Annotated in this window: 22 protein-coding genes; 18 read left to right on the top strand and 4 right to left on the bottom strand. The window is 68.5% G+C overall.

Annotation, left to right across the window (positions count from 1 at the left end; genetic code table 11):
• Positions 1–168: 168 nt before the first annotated feature.
• From rplM to glmM, 3 genes are read left to right on the top strand one after another with little or no spacing between them, the layout of a single operon-like run.
• Positions 169–615, top strand: coding sequence for a 50S ribosomal protein L13 (rplM, locus tag RQG82_RS09430; RefSeq protein ID WP_042539156.1), 447 nt, complete (start codon positions 169–171; stop codon positions 613–615).
• A 27-nt stretch (positions 616–642) separates the two neighbouring features.
• Complete coding sequence (gene rpsI / locus RQG82_RS09425; RefSeq protein ID WP_042539158.1) at positions 643–1,128, top strand: 30S ribosomal protein S9; 486 nt, start codon at positions 643–645, stop codon at positions 1,126–1,128.
• Between the two features lie 14 nt (positions 1,129–1,142).
• Positions 1,143–2,501 carry a phosphoglucosamine mutase gene (gene glmM, locus RQG82_RS09420; protein WP_311258833.1) on the top strand — a complete coding sequence of 453 codons (1,359 nt, stop codon included), beginning with the start codon at positions 1,143–1,145 and terminating at the stop codon, positions 2,499–2,501.
• A 34-nt stretch (positions 2,502–2,535) separates the two neighbouring features.
• On the opposite strand, the gene RQG82_RS09415 is transcribed toward glmM, so the two are convergent.
• Positions 2,536–3,480, bottom strand: a complete 945-nt coding sequence (locus tag RQG82_RS09415; protein ID WP_311258832.1) for a Ppx/GppA family phosphatase — start codon at positions 3,478–3,480, stop codon at positions 2,536–2,538.
• Between the two features lie 36 nt (positions 3,481–3,516).
• Here RQG82_RS09415 and coaA point away from each other — a divergent pair, with 36 nt between their 5' ends.
• Together coaA and glmS are read left to right on the top strand one after the other, a co-directional pair.
• Positions 3,517–4,461: a type I pantothenate kinase gene (gene coaA, locus RQG82_RS09410; RefSeq protein ID WP_311258831.1), complete on the top strand. Its 945-nt coding sequence runs from the start codon at positions 3,517–3,519 to the stop codon at positions 4,459–4,461.
• 58 nt (positions 4,462–4,519) lie between these two features.
• Entirely contained in the window at positions 4,520–6,367 is a 1,848-nt protein-coding gene (gene glmS, locus RQG82_RS09405; protein ID WP_311258830.1) for a glutamine--fructose-6-phosphate transaminase (isomerizing), read from the top strand.
• A gap of 125 nt (positions 6,368–6,492) precedes the next feature.
• Here the strand turns inward: glmS and RQG82_RS09400 are convergent, their stop codons facing one another.
• Positions 6,493–7,326 carry a DUF559 domain-containing protein gene (locus RQG82_RS09400; RefSeq protein ID WP_311258829.1) on the bottom strand — a complete coding sequence of 278 codons (834 nt, stop codon included), beginning with the start codon at positions 7,324–7,326 and terminating at the stop codon, positions 6,493–6,495.
• A gap of 273 nt (positions 7,327–7,599) precedes the next feature.
• Here RQG82_RS09400 and RQG82_RS09395 point away from each other — a divergent pair, with 273 nt between their 5' ends.
• The 9 genes from RQG82_RS09395 to RQG82_RS09355 are packed head-to-tail and all read left to right on the top strand — an operon-like array spanning position 7,600 to position 14,545.
• Positions 7,600–7,959, top strand: coding sequence for a holo-ACP synthase (locus RQG82_RS09395; RefSeq protein ID WP_311258828.1), 360 nt, complete (start codon positions 7,600–7,602; stop codon positions 7,957–7,959).
• Positions 7,956–9,062, top strand: a complete 1,107-nt coding sequence (gene alr, locus RQG82_RS09390; protein ID WP_311258827.1) for an alanine racemase — start codon at positions 7,956–7,958, stop codon at positions 9,060–9,062. The genes RQG82_RS09395 and alr overlap by 4 nt, the downstream gene beginning before the upstream one ends.
• A complete protein-coding gene (gene tsaE / locus RQG82_RS09385) occupies positions 9,059–9,556 on the top strand; it encodes a tRNA (adenosine(37)-N6)-threonylcarbamoyltransferase complex ATPase subunit type 1 TsaE (protein ID WP_311258826.1) in 498 nt (165 codons plus the stop codon). The genes alr and tsaE overlap by 4 nt, the downstream gene beginning before the upstream one ends.
• Before the next feature lie 20 nt (positions 9,557–9,576).
• On the top strand, positions 9,577–10,200 hold the full coding sequence (gene tsaB / locus RQG82_RS09380; RefSeq protein ID WP_311258825.1) for a tRNA (adenosine(37)-N6)-threonylcarbamoyltransferase complex dimerization subunit type 1 TsaB: 624 nt from the start codon (positions 9,577–9,579) through the stop codon (positions 10,198–10,200).
• Positions 10,197–10,703 (top strand): ribosomal protein S18-alanine N-acetyltransferase, encoded by a 507-nt coding sequence (gene rimI / locus RQG82_RS09375; protein ID WP_311258824.1) that lies wholly within the window; start codon positions 10,197–10,199, stop codon positions 10,701–10,703. The genes tsaB and rimI overlap by 4 nt, the downstream gene beginning before the upstream one ends.
• Positions 10,700–11,770, top strand: a complete 1,071-nt coding sequence (tsaD, locus tag RQG82_RS09370; protein WP_311258823.1) for a tRNA (adenosine(37)-N6)-threonylcarbamoyltransferase complex transferase subunit TsaD — start codon at positions 10,700–10,702, stop codon at positions 11,768–11,770. The genes rimI and tsaD overlap by 4 nt, the downstream gene beginning before the upstream one ends.
• Positions 11,770–12,276: a hypothetical protein gene (locus RQG82_RS09365; RefSeq protein WP_311258822.1), complete on the top strand. Its 507-nt coding sequence runs from the start codon at positions 11,770–11,772 to the stop codon at positions 12,274–12,276. The genes tsaD and RQG82_RS09365 overlap by 1 nt, the downstream gene beginning before the upstream one ends.
• A gap of 3 nt (positions 12,277–12,279) precedes the next feature.
• Positions 12,280–13,350: a hypothetical protein gene (locus RQG82_RS09360; RefSeq protein ID WP_311258821.1), complete on the top strand. Its 1,071-nt coding sequence runs from the start codon at positions 12,280–12,282 to the stop codon at positions 13,348–13,350.
• Positions 13,334–14,545, top strand: coding sequence for a hypothetical protein (locus RQG82_RS09355; RefSeq protein ID WP_311258820.1), 1,212 nt, complete (start codon positions 13,334–13,336; stop codon positions 14,543–14,545). Before RQG82_RS09360 ends, RQG82_RS09355 begins: the two co-directional genes overlap by 17 nt.
• Before the next feature lie 17 nt (positions 14,546–14,562).
• Here the strand turns inward: RQG82_RS09355 and RQG82_RS09350 are convergent, their stop codons facing one another.
• On the bottom strand, positions 14,563–15,771 hold the full coding sequence (locus tag RQG82_RS09350) for a class I SAM-dependent methyltransferase (protein ID WP_311258819.1): 1,209 nt from the start codon (positions 15,769–15,771) through the stop codon (positions 14,563–14,565).
• A gap of 143 nt (positions 15,772–15,914) precedes the next feature.
• Between RQG82_RS09350 and groES the strand changes: the two genes are divergently transcribed.
• The gene (gene groES / locus RQG82_RS09345) at positions 15,915–16,211 is read left to right on the top strand and encodes a co-chaperone GroES (RefSeq protein ID WP_311258818.1); all 297 of its coding nucleotides are present in this window, start codon (positions 15,915–15,917) and stop codon (positions 16,209–16,211) included.
• Positions 16,212–16,296: 85 nt separating this feature from the next.
• Here groES and RQG82_RS09340 read toward each other — a convergent pair whose 3' ends face one another.
• Positions 16,297–17,172 (bottom strand): helix-turn-helix transcriptional regulator, encoded by an 876-nt coding sequence (locus tag RQG82_RS09340; protein ID WP_311258817.1) that lies wholly within the window; start codon positions 17,170–17,172, stop codon positions 16,297–16,299.
• A gap of 102 nt (positions 17,173–17,274) precedes the next feature.
• Here RQG82_RS09340 and RQG82_RS09335 point away from each other — a divergent pair, with 102 nt between their 5' ends.
• From RQG82_RS09335 to RQG82_RS09325, 3 genes are all read left to right on the top strand, one after another.
• Entirely contained in the window at positions 17,275–18,687 is a 1,413-nt protein-coding gene (locus RQG82_RS09335; RefSeq protein ID WP_311258816.1) for an MFS transporter, read from the top strand.
• Positions 18,688–18,787: 100 nt separating this feature from the next.
• Positions 18,788–19,726: an EamA family transporter RarD gene (rarD, locus tag RQG82_RS09330; protein WP_311258815.1), complete on the top strand. Its 939-nt coding sequence runs from the start codon at positions 18,788–18,790 to the stop codon at positions 19,724–19,726.
• A gap of 143 nt (positions 19,727–19,869) precedes the next feature.
• Positions 19,870–21,144, top strand: coding sequence for an ABC transporter substrate-binding protein (locus RQG82_RS09325; RefSeq protein ID WP_311258814.1), 1,275 nt, complete (start codon positions 19,870–19,872; stop codon positions 21,142–21,144).
• Positions 21,145–21,322 lie beyond the last annotated feature (178 nt).

Genomic DNA, 21,322 nt, shown 5'->3' with positions numbered 1-21,322 from the left:
ACTCGGTTTGGGAGAACGTCCGGAATGACGTAAGCTGTCACTTTGGTACTCGACTGCCGAGCACTAACGAACGTGAGCCCTCCACTGGCGTGTTCATCCCTGTAGGGAAGAACCACCCCGGAGTGGGATTCACGAACTTCTCCGTTCGAACAAGAAAGCAGCACTATCGTGACGCGCACTTACTCCCCGAAGGCTGGCGAGGTCCAGCGTGACTGGGTCGTCATCGACGCCACTGACGTCGTTCTCGGCCGCCTGGCCTCGCACGCCGCTACGCTCCTGCGTGGCAAGCACAAGCCCACCTTCGCCAACCACATCGACTCGGGTGACTTCGTCATCATCGTGAACGCCGACAAGGTCGCGCTCACCGGTCAGAAGCTCCAGAAGAAGCTGGCCTACCGCCACTCGGGTTACCCGGGCGGACTGAAGTCGGTCACCTACGCCGAGCTCCTCGAGAAGAACCCGATCCGCGCTGTCGAGAAGGCCATCCGTGGCATGCTCCCCAAGAACAGCCTGGGCCGTCAGCAGCTGTCGAAGCTCAAGGTGTACGTCGGTGCCGAGCACCCGCACGCCGCGCAGCAGCCGCAGACGTACACCCTCGACCAGGTCGCCCAGTAAGCGCCGTAAAGACTTAAGGACATACTCGTGGCTGACATCCAGGACACCACCGAAAACCCGCAGAACTTCTCGACCTCGACTCCCGAGACCGACGCAGTCGAGGCGGCCCCCCGCCCCGTGCTCAGCGTCCCGGGTGCCGCTGTCGGCCGTCGCAAGCAGGCCATCGCCCGCGTGCGTCTCGTCCCCGGCTCGGGAACGATCACGGTCAACGGTCGCACGCTCGAGGACTACTTCCCGAACAAGCTGCACCAGCAGCTGATCAACGACCCGTTCACGATCCTCAACCTCGCCGGCGGCTACGACGTCATCGCGCGCATCTCCGGCGGTGGCCCCTCGGGTCAGGCCGGCGCGCTGCGCCTCGGCATCGCCCGTTCGCTGAACGGCATCGACGAGGAGAACAACCGTCCGACCCTGAAGAAGGCCGGCTTCCTCTCGCGCGACGCTCGCGTCAAGGAGCGCAAGAAGGCTGGACTCAAGAAGGCCCGTAAGGCGCCTCAGTACTCGAAGCGTTAAGGTCAACCGCTCCGATGCCGATTTTTGGCACGGACGGTGTGCGGGGACTCGCCAATGGCATCCTCACCGCCGACCTCGCGCTCACCCTGGCCCAGGCGACTGCTGTCGTCCTGGGCCAGGGCCGTACTGCGGAGGCTCGCAAAGCCGAAGGCAAGCGACTCACCGCGGTCGTAGCCCGCGATCCCCGCGTCTCCGGTCATTTCCTCACTGCAGCGGTCGCGGCAGGACTCGCCTCCTCGGGAGTCGACGTGCTCGAGGCCGGGGTCATTCCCACGCCTGCGCTCGCATTCCTCGTCGCCGACCGTGACGCCGACTTCGGCGTGATGATCTCCGCCTCGCACAACGCGGCACCCGACAACGGGATCAAGATCTTCGCCCGCGGCGGTGTGAAGCTGCCCGACGTCGTCGAGCAGCGCATCGAAGAGGCGATGGCGGGCGAGAAGCTGCGGCCCACCGGTGCGGGCGTCGGCAGGATCGACCGATTCTCCGACGCTGAAGACCGCTACGTCGTGCACCTGCTCGGGTCGCTGCCGAACCGCCTAGGTGGCATCAAGGTCGTGCTCGATTGCGCACACGGCGCCGCATCAGGGGTGTCTCCCGAGACCTTCCGCGATGCCGGTGCCGACGTCACCGTGATCGGCGCCGACCCTGATGGCTTAAACATCAACGACGGCGTCGGGTCGACCCACCTCGACCAGCTCGCCGAGGCCGTCGTTCGCCTCGGTGCCGACATCGGAATCGCCCACGACGGCGACGCCGATCGGTGCCTGGCGGTCGATGCGCAGGGCAACGTGATCGACGGCGATCAGATCATGGCGATCCTCGCGGTGTCGATGAAGCAGCGCGGTCACCTGACCGACGACACGCTCGTCGCCACGGTGATGAGCAACCTCGGTCTGCACGTCGCGATGCGCGAGCACGGCATCACCGTGCGCCAGACCGCGGTCGGCGACCGCTATGTCCTCGAGGACATGGACCGGGGCGGCTACGCCCTCGGCGGTGAGCAGTCAGGCCACGTCATCATGAGCGAGTTCGCCACCACCGGTGACGGCCTGCTCACGGGGCTGCACCTGGTCGCCGAGATGGCGCGTCAGAACAAGACCATCGCCGAGCTCGCGAGCGTGATGACCGTGTACCCGCAGGTGCTCGTCAACGTGCGCGACGTCGACAAGGACGCACTCGAGTCCGACGCGGTCGTGCAGGCGGCCGTGCGCGAGGTCGCAGCCGAACTCGGCGAGACCGGTCGCGTGCTGCTCCGCAAGTCCGGAACCGAGGCCCTCGTCAGGGTCATGGTCGAGGCAGCGGATGCCGAATCCGCTCAGGCATACGCCGACCGGCTGGTCGCCGTCGTGCGCGAGCGACTCTCGCTCTGAACCGTCGAGCGCGCCGTGCGGCACCGACCACAGGTCAGCCGCGCGGCGTGCTCCAGTTCAACTGCTCGATGTATCGCAGCAGCACACCCTCGCGCAGCGCCCACGGCGACACCTCGAGTTCATCGACGTCGAGCGCGGTCATGGCCGCGTGCAGCGATACCGCCGCGGCGACGATCTGGAACGTGCGGTCCGCGGTGATGCCGGGAAGCTCCTGCCGCGCGGACGCGGGCAGACGGGCCAGCCGTGGGATCCACGACCCCAATGACGCGCGGGGCAGCACCATGCGCTGGATTCCCGACCACCCAGGCACCGGGTAGCCCGCGAGTCTGGCCAGAGATCGGATCGCCTTCGACGAGCCGACGACGTGATCGGGGCGCGGCAGCGCCGAGAACCGGGGGAGCACCTCGGCGAGCGTGGCGGTCGCGTGCTCCCGAAGGCGCTCGACGTCGTCTTCGCCCGGCGGATCATGAGGCAGGAACTGCACGGTCATCCGGCCGGCTCCGAGCGGGACGGATGCCGCAGCATCCGGCAGCTCATCGCCACCCGCCGCGACCTCGAGCGATCCGCCGCCGATGTCGAGGAGCAGCAGCTGTCCGGCCGACCAGCCGAACCAGCGCCGCACGGCGAGGAACGTGAGCTCGGCCTCGGTCTCTCCGTCGAGAACCTGCAGCGGCTGGCCGAGGGCAGCTTCGATGCGGGCGATCACGTCGGCACCGTTCCGGGCGTCGCGCACCGCGCTCGTCGCGGTGGCGAGCAGCTCGTCGACACGTTCGGCATCCGCGACCTTGCGCGCCTGAGTCACGGCCGCCTCGAGTGCGCGCACTCCCTCTTCGGATATCGATCCGTCGTCGGTGAGGTACCGCATCAGCCGCAGAACGGTGCGATCGCTGGTGGTCGCCAGCGGCCGACCGCCGGGGCGAACATCGGCGGCGAGCATGTGGACGGTGTTGGAACCGATGTCTAGTACTCCCAGGCGCACGGATAGAGACTACTCGTGCGCCGTTACGATGTATCCGTGACCACCGTCGACCCCACGCTGCCCCTGTCTCCGTATCGCGAGATCGGGCGCGACGAATGGGCGCGATTGGCGGCGGGCCTCGATCAGCCGCTCACAGAGACCGAGGTCGTCGAACTCCGCGGCATCGGAGACCGCCTCGACCTCACCGAGGTGCGCGAGGTCTATCTGCCCCTGAGCCGTCTGCTCAGCCTCTACGCCACGGCCACGAAGCGCCTGGGAGCGGCGACGAGCTCGTTCCTGCAGGAGGACGACTCCACCACCCCGTTCGTGGTCGGAGTCGCAGGCTCCGTCGCCGTCGGCAAGTCGACCATCGCTCGTCTGCTGCGAGAGCTGATGAGCCGGTGGCCGGGCACCCCACGCGTCGAGCTCGTCACGACAGACGGGTTCCTGCACTCGAACGCCGAGCTCGAGCGTCGAGGCCTGATGGAGCGCAAGGGCTTTCCCGAGTCCTATGACCGGCGGGCGCTGCTCGAGTTCCTCACCGAGGTGAAGAGCGGGGCCGCAGAGGTGCGGGCGCCGTTCTACTCGCACATGCGCTACGACATCGTCCCCGACGCCCACGTGGTCGTCCGGCGCCCCGACGTCGTCATCGTCGAAGGACTGAACGTCCTGCAGCCGCCGCCCGCACCCAACGATGTGGCCGTCAGCGATCTCTTCGACTTCTCGATCTTCGTCGACGCCGACACCTCGCACATCGAGAAGTGGTACGTCGACCGGTTCCTCGCCCTGCGCGAGGGAGCCTTCTCGAATCCGTCGTCGTACTTCAACGTCTTCGCCCACCTCACCGACGAGGAGGCGATCACGACGGCACTCGGCTACTGGAACGAGATCAACATGCCGAACCTGGTCGAGAACGTGATGCCGACCAAGCACCGGGCGCGTCTCGTGCTCAACAAGGGTGTCGATCACAGCGTCGAGAGCGTGTTTCTCCGCAAGCTCTGAGCAGGGTCGGGGCTTTCGTTCGGCACCTTCGCAAAAACCCAGCCTTACTCTTGACCACATGTGTGGAATCGTCGGATACGTGGGCCCGCGCCCCAGCCAGGACATCCTGCTCGCAGGGCTCGCCCGTCTCGAATACCGCGGCTACGATTCCGCAGGCGTCGCAGTCATCGACGGCGAGGGCTCTCTGGGCATGCGAAAGAAGGCGGGAAAGCTCGCGATGCTGCGCGACTCGCTGAAGGATGCCGCCCTCGCAGACGGCAACACGGGCATCGGGCACACCCGCTGGGCCACCCACGGCGGCCCCACCGACGAGAATGCGCACCCGCATCTCGCCGATGACGACAAGCTCGCCGTGATCCACAACGGCATCATCGAGAACTTCGCCTCGCTGCGTGACGAGCTGCTCGCCGACGGGGTGGCGTTCCGCAGCGAGACCGACACCGAGGTGGCCGCCGCGCTGCTCGGTCGGGAGTACCGCACCAACGGCGGTGACCTGCAGGGTGCGTTCCGTGCCGTGGTCAACCGCCTCGAGGGTGCTTTCACCCTGCTCGCGATGCACCAGGACCACCCCGGACTCGTCGTCGGCGCGCGACGCAACTCGCCTCTGGTGATCGGCCTCGGCGAGGGCGAGAACTTCCTCGGCTCCGACGTCGCCGCATTCATCGAGCACACGCGCAAGGCGCTCGCCATCGGGCAGGACCAGATCGTCTCGATCACCCCGGATGCCGTCACGGTCACCGACTTCGCCGGCACAGCTGTCGAAGCCGAGCCGTTCGACGTCTCGTGGGACGCCGCCGCTGCTGAGAAGGGCGGATGGTCCAGCTTCATGGCCAAGGAGGTCGCCGAGCAGCCCGAGGCTGTCGCCAACACGATCCGCGGTCGCATCCAGGGCGATCAGGTCGTCATCCCCGAGCTCGACGGCCTCGACGAGCTGTTCCTCGGCATCAACCGCATCATCATCACCGCGTGCGGCACGGCCGCATACTCGGCGCTCGTCGGCAAGTACGCGATCGAGCAGTGGGCGCGGGTCCCCGTCGACGTGGAGCTGGCGCACGAGTTCCGCTACCGCGACCCGGTCATCGGCGATGACACGCTCGTCATCTCGATCAGCCAGTCCGGCGAAACGATGGACACGCTGATGGCGGTCAAGTACGCGAGAGAGCGCGGCGCGCGCACCCTCTCGATCTGCAACACCCAGGGCGCGACCATCCCGCGAGAGTCCGACGCCGTGGTCTACACGCACGCCGGCCCCGAGGTCGCGGTCGCGTCGACCAAGGCGTTCTCGGCACAGATCACCGCTCTGCTGCTGCTCGGTCTGCACGTGGGGCGCGTGCGCGGCTCCGTCCAGGATGCGTCCGTCGACGTCGCCGAGCTCATCGCCCTTCCCGAGAAGATCGCGAAGGTCCTCGCGAGCGAGCAGGAGCACGTCACGCAGCTCGCCGGCTGGATGGCCGACACCCGCTCCGTGCTGTTCCTGGGTCGCCACGTCGGCTTCCCGATCGCTCTCGAGGGCGCGCTCAAGCTCAAGGAGATCTCTTACATCCATGCAGAGGGCTTCGCCGCCGGCGAGCTCAAGCATGGACCGATCGCGCTGATCGAGCCAGGGCAGCCGGTCTTCGTGCTGGTGCCGTCTCCGCGCCACTCGGCCGTGGTGCACTCCAAGGTCGTCTCGAACATCCAGGAGATCCGTGCGCGCGGAGCCCGCGTGATCGTGGTCGCAGAAGAGGGTGACGCGGCGGTCCTGCCCTTCGCCGACGAGGTCATCCGGATTCCGCTCGCCGGAGCGATGTTCGAGCCGCTGCTCGCCGTCGTCCCGCTGCAGATCTTCGCCATGGCTCTCGCCACAGCGAAGGGCCTCGACGTCGACCAGCCGCGCAACCTCGCCAAATCCGTCACCGTCGAGTAGGCGTCGGTCATGGCCGTCTCGATGCGGCCGATCGGCTGACACCTGCAGGTCAGGATTACGGATGCATGCCCAGATGAAGAGTCTGGGCATGCATCTGTGTTCACGGCATGCATCTGTACGAGCAGTCACCACTTCGACCGTCCGACAGCGGAGATGATCGCGCTCGCGACGGCATCCCAGTCATGGATCACCATCGCGTAGTCGAAGCGGAGGGTCTCGTATCCGAGGCGGGATGCTTCTGCATCCCGCGCGAGGTCCTTGTGCCGCATCTCCCGGCCCGAGTGGTTCGCGCGCCCGTCGACCTCAACGATCACTCGGCGCTCGATCACGAAGTCCACGCGGCCGACCCCGCCGATCACGACTTGGCACTCGAGATGGATGCCGAGCAGGTGAAGTCGCAGGCGGAGCAGAGACTCGAGGCCGCTCTCGGCATCCGGACGCGCGAGATCGAGGAGCCAGCTAGCCGACTTCGGAAGCTCCCGCCTGATCCGCGCGCGGTCCTTCGTCGAGATGAGGCGCTTGTTCCATGCGGATTCGTACGCGGCGAAGAAGGCCTCCCGATCGAGACACCTGTACGCATGAACTAGGGCTGCGGCGACCGGTGCGAGCCCGACGTCGGCGGTCCCGGGGGAGTTGTGTGTCACGCAGCCGCAGGAGTGTCCGTGATGCCTCCGCCCGGACGCGCCCATCCATACATGCACGACAGCATCGACCTGGGGGAGCACCCACACGCCGTGCGCGCGGAGTGCGTCGGCACAGGTGAGCGCGCCACCGTGCGCCGCTGCAGTGACGATCTTGGGATCCGTTGTGCCGAGCGCGTAGATCCCTGGACGGATCCGACGGATGGCGCCCGCGCGTGTGGCGGCGGCGAGCTGGGTGCGAGTGCACCCGTAACGCTGCATGATCAGGCCCCGGGCTATGCCGCCGAGCGCTTCGAGAAGATCCGAGGGTTCCCACATCGTTCGAGCATCCGTGGTCGGTTCGAGGATGGCGCGACCGTTTCGCGGAAACCGTGGACAACTCTCGATGCCGAACCTTCGTGCAGTGACGGTCTCCCGCACGGATGCATGCTCAGATCACGGATGCAGGCCCAGATGCAGTATCTGAGCATGCAGGTGTGATCTGAGCATGCATCCGTGTTGTGAGGGCCGGCCGGGCGGGCCAGGCGGGGCCGGGCGGGCCGGGGCGGGACGGGAGCCGAAGGAGGCGGATGCCGCGACTAGGCTGAACGGGTGATCATCGGGACCGGCATCGACCTCGTGGACATCCCGCGGTTCGAGCGCACGATGGAGCGCACGCCGCGGCTTCTGGAGCGGCTGTTCGCGCCGGGGGAGCGGGCGCTGCGGCTTCCCTCCCTGGCCGCGAGGTATGCCGCGAAGGAAGCCCTGATCAAGACCCTCGGCGGCTCGGACGGGGTGCACTGGATCGAGATCGAGGTCGCCTCCGAGGCTTCGGGTCGCCCGCACTTCGTGCTGTCGGGGTCGACCGCCGAGGTCATCGCCGAGCGCGGGATCACCCGACTGCATCTGACCCTCACCCATGACGCAGGACTCGCCGCCGCGTTCGTCGTCGCCGAAGGAGAGCCCCTGTGACCGTTCCGTTCCGCGAGGCCCGAATCGAACTCGATGCCATCAGCGACAACGTCCGCCACTTCCGCCGTCTCACCGGCGTGCAGGTCATCGCCGTCGTCAAAGCGAACGCCTACGGTCACGGCGCCGCGGCCGTAGCGGTCGCGGCTCTCGCCGGCGGCGCCACCCGTCTGGGCGTCGCCGAGATCCCCGAGGCCGTCGAGCTCCGTCGTCAGGGCATCACGGCTCCGATCGTCGCGTGGCTGCACGCCCCCGGCGAGCGGTTCGACCAGGCGGCAGCGCACGACATCGAGGTGGGCATCTCGTCGTTCGACCAGCTCGAGGCCGCCGGTGCCGTCGCATCGGTCGATCGTCCGGTCGGCGTGCACCTGAAGTTCGAAACGGGACTCTCGCGCAACGGCATCGCACCGGCCGACTGGCGGCGCGTGCTCGCCGAGGCCGCGCGTCTCGAGCGCATCGGACGACTGCGCATCATCGGGCTCTTCAGCCACCTCTCGAACACCTCGCCCCAGGACGACCGTGAGGCCCTGGCGAAGTTCGAGGAGGCGGTCACCGCGGCGGCCTCATTCGGCATCCACCCCGAGATCCGGCACATCGCGGCGACCGCGGCCGCGATCGACCTGCCGGAGATGCGACTGGATGCGGTGCGCATCGGCATCGGCATCTACGGCCTCTCGCCCTTCGACGACCGCTCGTCGGCCGAGCTCGGGCTTCGCCCTGCCATGACCCTGCGGGGTGCGATCGCCGCCGTGCGCCGCGTACCGGCGGGTGCGGGGGTGTCGTACGGATACGACCACCGCACCTCGCGTGACACGACGTTGGTGCTCGTGCCGCTGGGCTATGCCGACGGGGTGCCGCGCCACGCCTCAGGACGCCTGCCGGTGTCGATCGGCGGTCGTCGGTACACCAACGTCGGCCGGGTCGCCATGGACCAGTTCGTCGTCGACGTGGGCGATGCCCCGGTGTCGATCGGAGACGAGGTCGTGCTGTTCGGCGACCCGACCCTCGGGGTTCCGTCGGCGGCCGAGTGGGCCAACGCCGCCTCGACCATCGACTACGAGATCGTCACGCGCATCGGCCCGCGCGTGCCCCGGAGGTCGGCATGAGCGTCGACCCTGCCTTCCTCGGACGCCTCGAGATCGAGACGTCGGATGCCATGGAGCAGCTCGGCCTCCGCATCGGCGAGCAGCTCGAAGCCGGAGATCTGCTGATCCTCACCGGTCCCCTCGGCGCCGGGAAGACGACGTTCACGCGAGGGCTCGCGGAAGGACTCGGAGTGCGGGGCCCCGTGCAGAGCCCCACGTTCGTGATCGCGCGCACGCACCCTTCGCTCGTCGGACGCGCCCCCTTGGTGCACGTGGATGCCTACCGTCTCGGCTCGGGTGCCGAACTCGACGACCTCGATCTCGACCTCGCGCGATCAGTGGTCGTGATCGAGTGGGGACGCGGAATGGCTGAGGACCTGGCCGAGACCTGGTGGGACATCGAGCTGGAGCGCCCGGTCGGCGGCGACGACGATCTCGACCCCTCCGAGCTCGACGCGGATGCCCCGCGGCACGTGACGATCACGCGCGGAGGGCGCTCAGCGATCACCGGCTGAACGACGACTACCCTGGAGAGGTGATCCTCGCCGTCGACACCTCTCTGGGCACCGCCGTCGCCCTCATCGACGACGACGGCACACGTCTGTCCGACGCCTCGGCCGCCGACCCCCTCGGTCACGCGGAGGTCATCGGCGAGCTGCTCGTGCGAGCCATCGGCGAGACCGGAAGCGGATCCATCGACCATGTAGTGGCTGGCATGGGACCCGGCCCCTTCACCGGACTCCGCATCGGCATCGCGACCGCGCGCACGTTCGCTCTGGGCCGCGGAATCCCGGTCATCCCCGTACCCAGTCACTTCGCCGCGGCGCTCACCGCGATCGAGCGGGAGGCCGTCACCGGCCCGTTCGCCATCGTCACCGACGCCCGCCGGCGAGAGGTCGCCATCACGGTCTTCGACGGGACGGATGCCGACGGCCTCCCGAACATGGTCGCCGACACGGTGCTCGTGGCGCGTGTCGATGCGGACGAGCACCTCGACGGCATCCGTCGCATCGATGTCGAGACGCTGTCTGCCGTCGACCTCGCCCGCGTGGGCGCCCGAGCGGTGGCCGCGGGGCGCACGCTCGCGGGGGCCGAGCCGCTGTATCTGCGACAGCCCGATGTCATCGTGCCCGGAGCGCCGAAGAAGGTGGGGCGATGACTCTGCGCGCAGCGACGCCAGACGACCTCGACGCCATCATGGCGATAGAGCATCGCTCGTTCCCGACCGACGCGTGGAGCTCCCAAGCCATGGCGCTGGAGCTCGCGAGCCCGCACGGCCGTTATCTGGTCGACGAGAATGACGGCGTCATCATCGGCTACGGCGGAGTCCGCGCCCTGCAGGGGTCGCGCGATGCCGATATCCAGACCATCGCCTTCGACGCCGAGCACCGTGGTGCCGGTCGCGGTCGCGCGCTGCTGCGATCGCTGCTCGATGCGGCAGCCGAACGCGGAGCCCGAGAGGTGTTCCTCGAGGTGCGGGCCGACAACCCGGGCGCCGAGGGGCTCTACCGCTCCGAGGGGTTCGAGGAGATCGGCCGCCGCCCCCGGTACTACCAGCCAGACGACGTCGATGCGATCGTGATGCGCCTCGCGCTGCAGCATCCGTGTTCGTCGCATCGAGACGCGCCGGCTGTGGATGCCGCGAAGGAGGCCACCGCATGACCGAGCCGCTGGTGCTGGGCATCGAGACGAGCTGCGACGAGACGGGCATCGGGATCGTCCGCGGACGCACGCTGCTGTCGAACACGATCGCGTCGAGCATGGATGAGCACGCCCGCTACGGCGGCGTCGTGCCCGAGGTCGCCGCCCGCGCTCACCTCGAAGCCCTGCAGCCGTCGATCGACGCCGCGTTGGCGGAGGCCGGGGTGCGGCTCGACGACCTCGATGCGGTCGCGGTGACCAGCGGACCGGGTCTCGCGGGGGCGCTCATGGTCGGTGTCGGCGCCGCGAAGGGTCTCGCCGTGTCGCTCGACAAGCCGCTGTATGCGGTCAATCACCTGGTCGGCCACATCGCCGCTGACATCCTGACCCCCGACTCCGAGCCTCTCGAGTACCCGACGATCGCGTTGCTCGTGTCGGGAGGGCACACGTCGCTGCTGCACGTGCGCGACCTCACGACCGACGTCGAGATGCTGGGCGAGACGATGGACGACGCCGCGGGGGAGGCGTTCGACAAGGTGGCCCGGCTCCTGTCGCTGCCGTACCCCGGCGGTCCCGAGATCGACCGAGCGGCGCTTGACGGAGACCCGAATGCGATCCGGTTCCCGCGGGGGCTGTCTCGCGCATCGGACCTGGCTAAGCACCGCTACGACTTCTCGTTCTCCGGGCTCAAGACGGCGGTCGCCCGCTGGGTCGAACGCTGCGAGGCCGACGGCGTGCCCGTGCCGGTCGCCGACGTCGCCGCGAGCTTCCGCGAGGCGGTCGTCGACGTGCTCGTGACGAAGGCGCTCGCCGCCTGCGCAGACCTCGGAGTGCCGCGACTGCTGCTGGGCGGCGGGGTCATCGCCAACCGACGACTCCGCGAGGTCGCGCTCGCGAGGGCCGAGAAGGCGGGGGTGACCGTGCGTATCCCGCCCCTGTCGCTCTGCACCGACAACGGGGCGATGATCGCTGCTCTCGCCGCGGAGCTGATCTCGTCGGGTCGACGCCCGTCGACGCTCGCGTTCGGAGCCGACTCCACCCTTCCGGTCACCGAGATCCAGGTCGACGAGCGCGTCGCGGTGATGTGATGAGCGACGTGCCGCGCACGCCCGATCCGGTGGGCGCAGAACCAGCGTCGGATGCCGCGTTGCCTCCGACCAGGATCGAGCGCCCGAGCGAAGAGGTCGAGCATCCGGCGGGTTCGGCGCGCATACCGGGGTCGCGCCGCGAGGGATACACGAAGCTGCCGACGGGGCCGGTCGGAGTCGAACCGGTGGTCGTCAGCGGGCCTGTGGCAGACGACATCGGGCGCGGCACCGACTGGGCGCCGTCGACCGACGCGTCTGCCGTCGACGACACCCGCCTCGCCCCGTGGGCGCTGATGGCCGCCGTCGTCGCCCTGGTCTCGTCGTTCTTCGTCGGCTGGGGCATCCCGATCGCCATCGTCGCCGTGATCGCGTCGATCATGTCGCTGCGCCGACCGGTCGAGAGCCGCGCCATCGCACGCTGGGCGCTCGTGCTCGGTCTGTGCGCGACCGTCTACAGCCTCGGCTGGCTCGTCTGGGCCGGGATGCAGTTCGAGAGACTCGGATAGCGGATGCTCGACGCGGACGAATCCGTCGAGCTGCGGGCTCTCCAGGCGCGGGCCTACGGTCGTGCCGGTGCGCTGAATGAGGCGGAGGCCGCGCGGCTGCGCGAGCTGGAGACCGGGAGGACGCGCGGGACGGAGCCGACCGCACCGAGGAGCGCGGCGCCGCGGCCGCCGGAACCCGAGAATATCGAGGCCGCCGCATCGGCCGTCGTCGAGGGAGATGCCGCCCCGGTGTCCGCGCAGGCCCGCACCACCGGCGTGACCCCCGGCGACTCCGCCCTCGCAGCGCTGCGACGGCACTGGCGTCTTGCCGTCGCGATCACCGCGGTCTTCGCCGTCATCGGCCTCGCACTGGGGTGGCTGATCTTCGCCGATCGTGGTCCTGCCCCGATGCAGCTCACCGCACAGCAGCAGGAGTGGCAGAGTGCGATCGTCGCATCGGGCGACTTCGACCCGGGTTCTGTGCGCGCCATCACCCAGGAAGAGGGCGTCGTGATCTGGTTCGCGACGAAGAACGAGAGTGCGAACGTGTGCCTCGTCCTCGCCCACGAACACGCGACCGCTCCCGCATGCACGACGCGGGAGCAGGCGACCGTCCAGGGCGTGACCGCGACGCTCGCGAAGCCCGTGAGCGCATCTCAGACCTACGACATCCAGGCGCAGATGTTCCTCACGCAGGAGGGCGAGCCCGCGGTCATCACCCGCAGCTACATCACGTCGTCACAGTCGTCGTCGATGTTCGCCAGCGAGGCGGAGGCCGAGGCCGCGACGACGCTCGCCGAGCAGACCGGATTGGATCGGCGCACGATCCTGGTCGTCGGCTATGACGACGAGGTGCCGATCTGGACCGGGATCGACACGTCCACCCAGCGATACTGTCTCGTCTACGACGGGTCCATGCCCGACCCGCCGATGGCATGCGACGACAGCCTGATGCTCGCCGATGCGGATCGGACGCTCGTGCTCGACGTCGCAGACGACGGAGAGACGACCCGCTACGAGTACCAGTTCGGCTACGGTCAGCAGTACCTCACCGTGACGAAGGGCTGGGAGAGCGAAGATGCTGCACGAGAGTGAGTCCGCCGAGCTGCGCGCCCTGCAGGGTAAAGCGTACGGGCGCGACGGCGGCCTGACCGAGGCCGAAGCGTCGAGGCTGGTCCACCTCGAATCGATGCGCGCCGAGCCGGACGAGAACGCCCGAGCCGCCGCTGTCACGGGGGGTCAGGGCGCGGACCCGGTCGACGTGCCGCGTGCGGCAGAGGACTCGCTGCCCCCGCACGTCGAGGCGCCAGCCTCCGACATGCGTCGCGAGGATCCCGACGATGAGGGGGCCGACGGGCGACGGCCTCTCGGGACCGGGGGCCTTCGCGCAGCGATCCGACAGCACTGGAAGGCTGCCGTCGCCGCCTCCGCAGCGATGCTCGTGATCGGCCTCGGGGTCGGTTGGGCTCTCTTCGGGCACACCGGTGACGCCGTGGCGTTGACCTCCGAACAGCAGCAGCGTCGCGCCGAGCTGCAGGCGGAGGGCGGGTTCGACGCCGGCAGCCTGCGGGCGATCGGACGCGATGAGGACGCGCTCGTCTGGTTCGCGACCAAGAACGAGGGCGAGACGATCTGCATCACGCTCGACACCGCCGACAAGTCGGCGGACCAATGTCAGCCGGCCGCCGATCTCGACAACGGGAACGGCATCGGCATCAGTGCCAGCGTCATCGTCGCGAACGAGGACGGTGAAGCCGCCGAGCAGGTCTGGGCGTCGGCGGCGCGGGCGATGAACGGGGAGGTCGTCGGGATCGTCCAGCGCTGGCGCTCGGACCAGGACTCCTGGCTCGCCCAGTTCCAGGGTGAAGAGCGAGACCGGGCCGAGCAGCTGGTCGAGGAGGGGTTCGAGGAGTACTCGTTCTCGATCGTCGGATACTTCCGCGATGCCCCCGTCTGGTACGGACAGCGCATCGAGGACGACGTCGCCCAGGACTGCCTGATCGTCGACGCCGTCGCGGGCGTCGAATGCCGCGTGGCAGGCGACGTCTCATCCTCCGCCGACGGCATCAGGGTGAGCGGGGCAACCGTCGACGAGTCCGGGCAACCCGCCGATCAATGGACTGTGACGCTCGCATACACGCCGAACGGGGTGTCGTACCTCGTGGTCTCGGGAGACCTCGATGCGTCGCAGGCCGAGCAGACCGTCAAGCCCGGCGAGACGCTCGAGCTCGGCGGCGAGAAGCAGGATCCGATCCAGGTCGACATCCCGTCCGACGACTCCGACGGCTAGGGCCGCCTCGGCTGACGCTACTCGGCCGCGGGCACCCGATCGGCGAGGATCGCCCGGCGCTGATCGCCCACGCGGGTGAGGATCAGCGTCGCCGATCGATCGCCCCGCAGCGTCAGCTTCTTGCGGAAGGCGGCCGGGTCGATGTCCATGCCCCGCTTCTTGATCTCGAGCGAACCGACATCATTCGCCTTGAGCACGGCGCTGATCGCCTTGGGGTTGGCGGGCATCGTCTCACGCACCCGGAACGACTGCACGAACGGACTCGTGACCGCCGTGTCTGAGGTGAGGTACGCGATGCGCTCATCGAGCATGCCCGCGTCGAGACTGCGTGCGACGTCGCCGATCAGGCGCGCCCGGATCACCGCGCCGTCCGGCTCGTGCAGGAAGGCGCCGAGCTCGCGCACGGGTGCATCTTCGGCATCCGCTCCCGCGGTGAGCTCGTGCGAGCGCTCGCCGCGGATCACGAGAGCGGATCGGCGGATGCCGTCGCGAGCGAGCGCTCTCGTCCAGAGCACCAGCTCGACGACGCTGCCTTCTGCACTCACCCACTGCGCCTCGGCGTCGTCCGGGAGGGAGTCCCGGTCGTGGCCGGGGCCGAGCTTGATGCCGGTCGAGATGCGGGAGGCCACATCGAAGGCCCAGTCGAGCGGGGGAGAGTAGTCATTGGACGACACGCGCCGCGTCTCGCTGTGACCCGCGGTGCGGCGGGCAGGGTCCATCCAGATCGCCTGGGTCTCGTCGCCGTCGACCGGCAGGTGGGTCTCGGCGGTGCCGTGCGTCACGACCGCGCTGTCTCCGAAGGGTGCGAGGTTGTAGGCGGCGATCGCTGCGGTCACCTCGTCGGCATCGACGGCGATGACGTCGAGTCCGGCGCCGACGAAAGCGAGCGAATCCCCGCCGATGCCGCAGCCGAGATCGGCCACCCGAGTGATGCCGGCCCGGCGCAGCCGCTGCGCGTGCCGTGCGGCGACGCCCAGTCGAGTGGCCTGCTCGAGCCCGGCGCGGGTGAACAGCATCCGCGACGCGAAGTCGCCGAACTTGCCCTTCGCCTTGGCGCGAAGACGCGCCTGCCCCACGACGGCCGAGACCAGCTCGGGGGAGTGCCCGGCGGCGCGCAGCCGAGACACGATCCGAGCGACATCGGCGACCTCGTCGACGGGGCCGAGTTCGTCCAGCGCCTTCAGGCCTTCGGGGGTGAGCAGGGCGCGCAGCTCGGAGATCTCCACGCCTCCAGCTTAGGCGGCGGCCCGTTCGCCCCATTGGCACTCGCATTGCGTGAGTGCCAGCGGAGCGCCTAGACTGAATTAGCACTCTCGGGTTGAGAGTGCGAAAAGTCTTCCTGTCAGCGTCAAGAAAGAAGAGGTAGACCGTGTCGGTTTCCATCAAGCCGCTCGAGGATCGCATCGTCATCAAGCAGGTCGAGGCAGAGCAGACCACCGCGAGTGGCCTGGTCATCCCCGACACCGCCAAGGAGAAGCCCCAGGAGGGCGAGGTCGTGGCTGTGGGCCCCGGTCGCATCGATGACAACGGCAACCGCGTTCCGATCGACGTCGCCGTGGGCGACCGTGTTCTCTACAGCAAGTACGGCGGCACCGAGGTGAAGTTCGGCGCAGACGAGTACCTCGTCCTGTCGGCTCGCGACGTGCTCGCAGTCGTCGTCCGCTGAGACAACGTCTTCGGATGGCCCGGATGCATCACGCATCCGGGCCTTTCTGCGTGTCCGCATCGTGTGAGGCGACCGTGGTCGGGACTCAGCGCGACGGAAGCAGGGCGACGGCCGCCGCGGCAGCGCTGCCGGGAGCTGCACTGTACGCGAGGATGCGCTGACCATCTCCCTCGGGCAGGTGAAGAACCTCGTAGCCCAGTGTGAGCTCGCCGACGACGGGATGGCGGAAGCGCTTGCTGCCGCTCGTGCAGAGCTTGACCATGTGTCCTGCCCAGAGCTTCGCGAAGTCGGGGCTGCTCAGGCTCAGTTCGCCGACGAGTTCGGCGAGCTGCCGGTCGTCGACGAATCGCGCGGCGACGTAGCGCAGTGAGGCCACAGCCAACACGGCCTCTTCGTGCCAGTCGGCGTACAGATCTCGCGTGTGCGGATCGAGGAACAGCATCCGAAGGTGGTTGGGGCGGTCCGCCGACCGAGACGGGGCATCGACCTCGACATGGCCCGCCATCAGCAGGTGGCCGGCGCTGTTCCAGTCGAGGATGTCGTTGAAACGTCCCAGCAGGACGGCAGGCACTCCCATGGCGTGCAGCAGCTGCGAGGCGCCTCGATGCGGCTGCTCCGGCCTTCGGGCACGGCGGGGAGCGGCCGATCTCGGGCGCGCGAGCGCTCGGAGGTGCGTGTGCTCGTCGGCGTCGAGCTGGAGCGCACGGGCCAGACTGTCGACGACCGCGTCGGATGCGTTCTGCGACTGGCCCTGCTCCAAGCGGGTCAGGTAGGTCACCGAGACCCCGGCGAGTTGGGCGAGTTCTTCGCGGCGCAGGCCCGGAACCCTGCGGCGACCGAAGCTGGCCACTCCGACGTCATCCGGGGTCACGCGATCCCGCCGAGAGCGAAGGAACTCGCCCAGCTCGGTCACCGGCCGTGCAGAGGCGATCGGCCCGGCGAGGGCGGGTTGCGGATCCATGGTGCCATTCTCCATGACCGTCGCACGTACAGCCTGTCCCTGTCGGTGCTAGTCACGAGAGGGGGCTGGCTGACCCGCGCGGCGGCGCGGAGGCTGAGGAGCGTGACTCAAACCGACCTGACTCTCGCGGCCACGGCGCCGCACTCGACCGATCGCTTCACCCCGGCGCAGGTGCTCGCCATGGGCGTCCTTCTTACGGCGAACTTCACCCTCGCCGTCGACTTCTCGATCCTCAACGTCGCGCTGCCTCCGATCGGGCGGGAACTAGGCTTCGACACCGCGTCGCTGCAGTGGATCGTGACCGCCTTCGCGGTCTGCGCCGCGTCGTTCACCCTGTTCTTCGGGCGGGTGGCGGATCTGCTCGGGCGCAAGCGACTGTTCATCGCCGGTCTCGTGCTGCTCGGTGCGGCGTCGGTCTTTGGCGGACTCGCGACCACGCCGGGTGTGCTCCTGGCGGCCCGCGTCGGTCAGGGCATCGCGACGGCGATGGTCACTCCGGCGGCTCTCGCGCTGATGACCACGATGTTCCCCGAGGGGAGGGCGCGTTCGCGGGCGCTCGGGCTCAACGGTGCGCTCATGGCAGCGGGGTTCACGTCGGGAGCGGTGCTCGGAGGACTGCTCACCGGAGGCGTCTCGTGGCGCTGGGCGTTCTTCATCAACGTCGCGGTGGCCGCTGCAGCTCTGCTCGTCGGGGCGTTCGTCCTTCACGAGCCGCGGCGCGTCGCACGGGCTCGCCTCGATGTCGTCGGCGCGATCACCGTGACAGCCGCTCTGGTGGCACTCGTCTTCGGCATCGACTCCGCGGGGCGCGTCGGCTGGGGCGACCCGGGCACATGGGCACCGCTCGGAGTCTCCGCCGTGTTCTTCGTGGTGTTCGCTCTCGCCGAGAAGCGAGCGACCGAACCGCTCATCGCACCCTCACTGCTGAGGAGAAAGGAGATCGCCTGGGGCAACCTCGCCGGTCTCCTCGCCTTCGCGACAGAGACGTCGCTCGTCTTCCTGCTGACCATCTATCTGCAGGAGATCCTCGGGTACACCCCGATCGCGGCCGGGCTGATGCTCGGAGTGCTCGGTCTCGGCACCGTGCTCGGCGGCCTTCTCGCGCCCCGCGTCATCGGACGGGTCGGATCGTCGCGGGCGATCGTCGTCGGGTTGATCGTGCAGTCCGCCGCAACCTTTCCGCTCGCCTTCGCGTCCGACGAGCATGCCTGGGCGGTTCCGCTCCTGATTCTGACGTTCCTCGGTGGGGTGGCGAACCTCGTCGCGATCGTCGGCTACGTCGTGACGGCGACGGGGGCGGTTCCCTCTGAGCAGCAGGGCCTGGCGACCGGGCTCGTCACGATGAGCCAGCAGTCGGGCATCGCGCTGGGCACACCGGTGATGGCGGCGGTGGTCGCGGCGTTCGCCGGTGCCGGCCTTCTCGCCGGGCTGCAGATGGCGATCGGACTCAATGCGGCGATGGCGCTCTCGACCGCACTCCTCGTCGCCGTCGTCCTCAGACGTCCGCGCCGCTGAACGGCCGGGGAGGCGTCACCGTTGCATCGATTCCTGCCAATGTCCGGTCGACGACCACCGCGGGCGCGATGCCGCTCGACGGCGGGCATAGGGTTGTGCGGTGACCCCGACGAACGCCGCATCCCGAGCCACCCAGACGGCGGGAGTCGCGTACGCCGGGGGTGCGTACCTGCTCTGGGGGGTGCTGCCCCTCTACTTCCTTCTGCTCGTGCCGACGGGCCCGTGGGAGGTCGTCGCGTGGCGGGTGCTGCTGTCGCTCGTCTTCTGTCTTCTGCTTCTCACGGTGATGCGCGGCTGGGCGGCGTTCGGCGCGATCATCCGGCAGCCGAGGCTGCTGGCATGGACCGCTCTGGCCGGCGTCCTGATCTACGTCAACTGGCAGGTGTTCCTCATCGGCACTCTCTCCGGGAACATCGTCGAGACCAGCCTCGGGTACTTCATCAACCCGATCACCACTGTGCTGCTCGGGGTGTTCGTGCTCAAGGAGCGCATCCGCAGGCTGCAGTGGGCCGCGATCGGCATCGCCGCGGTCGCCGTGATCGTGATCGTCCTCTTCTACGGCGAGTTCCCGTGGATCGCTCTCTCGCTGACGGCATCGTTCGGGGTCTACGGACTCATCAAGAAGAAGATCGGCCCCGCGGTCGACGCGGTCAGCGGACTCACCCTCGAGTCGTTCTGGCTGATCCCGATCGCCGTCGTGCAGCTGATCCTCGTCGCCGCCACCCCCGCCGGGATCACGATGGGCACGCACGGTGTCTGGCATGCCGTGCTTCTCGCGTTCGCGGGAGTCGCCACGGCGGTGCCGCTGCTGCTGTTCGCCGCCGGCACCCGACGCATCAACCTCACCGTCATCGGGATGATCCAGTTCATCACGCCCATCATGCAGTTCATCATCGGCGCGGTCGTGCTCGGCGAGCCGATGCCGCCCGAGCGCTGGGCGGGGTTCATCATCGTCTGGGTCGCCATCCTCGTGTTCGTGATCGACCTGCTGCTCGCCGCGCGGCGAGGGCGTCGGATCGCTCAGCCCGCACTGGTCTGAACTCCCGGTTCACGTCTGCGGAACTCGGTGTCGGATCGTTAACGCACCGAAACATCGGCGACCCCTATGCGAAGCCTTTCAGTCCTAGTGTTAGAGCACCCGGCCGCGGTCACAATCCACGGCCAGTCACGCAAGGGAGCATCATGACCTCATTCACGCGCTCGCGCAGCGCCAAGATTCTCGCCGGAGTCGCACTGCTGAGCGTCTCGGCGATCGTCGTCGCGGGCTGCAGCAACACGCCCTCTGAGGAGCCGTCCGACGGCGGGGGCGGCGGATCGACGGCCGACCTCACGCTCGAGCTCGGCTCGCTGCTGCCGCAGACCGGTTCGCTGTCGTTCCTCGGACCGCCCATGGAATCCGGCGTCGGCCTCGCAGTCAAGGAAGTCAACGACGCTGCTGCAGGTGTCACGATCAACCTGACGGCTGAAGACGAGGGTGACACCGACACCAAGGCCTACGAGACGTCGATCAGCAAGCTGCAGAGCGCAGGTGTCACGGCCATCGTCGGCGCCGCAGCGTCCGGCGTCTCGCGCCTGATCCTCGACGGCAACGTCAGCGCAGGCATCCTCCAGATCTCGGCCTCGAACACCGGCCCCGACTTCACGGACTGGGACGACAACGGCCTCTACTTCCGCACCGCTCCCAGCGACCTGCTGCAGGGCGAGGTCCTCGGCAACCTGATCGCCGAAGACGGACACAAGACCCTCGGCGTGATCTACCAGAACGACGCCTACGGCACCGGACTCTTCGAGAACATCCAGTCGACGTTCGAGAACGCGGGTGGCGAGGTCGTCGCCGACGCGTCGTACAACGTCGGTGACGGTCAGTTCGACGCACAGGTCGAGACCATCAAGGCGCAGAACCCCGACGCCGTCGCGATCGTGTCGTTCGACCAGTTCAAGACGATCGCTCCGCTGCTCGTGAACGCGGGCATCTCGCCGGACAAGTTCTACCTCGTCGACGGAAACCTGTCGGACTACGGCTCTTCGCCCGACACGAACTTCCCGTTCTCGCTCGAGGGCGCTCAGGGCACCAAGCCCGGCCCGGCACTCGAGGATGACTTCACCGACCGTCTGCAGGAGTACTGGACCGGCGAGGGCAACCCCGAGGTCAACGACTTCACCTACGCGGCCGAGGCGTACGACGCCGTCGTGCTCGTCTCGCTCGCGTCGCTCGCGGCCGGTTCGACCGAGGGCGCCGACATCGCAGCGAAGATGGCTGAGGTCTCGGGTGGCACTGGCGACGGAGAGAAGTGCACCAGCTTCGCCGACTGCGCCGAGATCATCAACGGAGGCGGCACGGCCGACTACGACGGATACTCGGGCGAGATCACGTTCGACGAGAACGGCGACCCGCAGGGCGCCTCGATCGGCACGTACGTGTACGACGCCGAGAACCTGATCTCCCGCACCAACTGATCACGAGCGAAGGCCCCGGATTCACCATCCGGGGCCTTCGTCGTGTCCGGGCGCCTGCACCGGCCACGGGCGTCGCCGAAGCGTGGCCGGTGTCACGCATCCGCATCCCGCATCCCGCATTCCGAGACACGCATACAGGCATAGACAGACAGAAGGGGCGGATGCCGCGGCATCCGCC

The sequence above is a fragment of the Microbacterium sp. WCS2018Hpa-9 genome, from assembly GCF_031843745.1.
Taxonomy (GTDB): Bacteria; Actinomycetota; Actinomycetes; order Actinomycetales; family Microbacteriaceae; genus Microbacterium.
The sequence above is the reverse complement of the archived record's forward strand: the minus strand, read 5'-3'. Positions and strand labels throughout refer to the sequence as shown.

Excerpts from the sequence above, each read along its gene's own strand:
- RQG82_RS09400 (WP_311258829.1), bottom strand. The coding sequence starts at position 7,326 with ATGTGGGAACCCTCGGATCTTCTCGAAGCGCTCGGCGGCATAGCCCGG.
- glmS (WP_311258830.1), top strand. The coding sequence starts at position 4,520 with ATGTGTGGAATCGTCGGATACGTGGGCCCGCGCCCCAGCCAGGACATC.
- glmM (WP_311258833.1), top strand. The coding sequence starts at position 1,143 with ATGCCGATTTTTGGCACGGACGGTGTGCGGGGACTCGCCAATGGCATC.
- RQG82_RS09365 (WP_311258822.1), top strand. The coding sequence starts at position 11,770 with ATGAGCGACGTGCCGCGCACGCCCGATCCGGTGGGCGCAGAACCAGCG.
- RQG82_RS09340 (WP_311258817.1), bottom strand. The coding sequence starts at position 17,172 with ATGGATCCGCAACCCGCCCTCGCCGGGCCGATCGCCTCTGCACGGCCG.
- RQG82_RS09355 (WP_311258820.1), top strand. The coding sequence starts at position 13,334 with ATGCTGCACGAGAGTGAGTCCGCCGAGCTGCGCGCCCTGCAGGGTAAA.
- RQG82_RS09325 (WP_311258814.1), top strand. The coding sequence starts at position 19,870 with ATGACCTCATTCACGCGCTCGCGCAGCGCCAAGATTCTCGCCGGAGTC.
- tsaE (WP_311258826.1), top strand. The coding sequence starts at position 9,059 with ATGAGCGTCGACCCTGCCTTCCTCGGACGCCTCGAGATCGAGACGTCG.
- RQG82_RS09360 (WP_311258821.1), top strand. The coding sequence starts at position 12,280 with ATGCTCGACGCGGACGAATCCGTCGAGCTGCGGGCTCTCCAGGCGCGG.
- rimI (WP_311258824.1), top strand. The coding sequence starts at position 10,197 with ATGACTCTGCGCGCAGCGACGCCAGACGACCTCGACGCCATCATGGCG.
- tsaD (WP_311258823.1), top strand. The coding sequence starts at position 10,700 with ATGACCGAGCCGCTGGTGCTGGGCATCGAGACGAGCTGCGACGAGACG.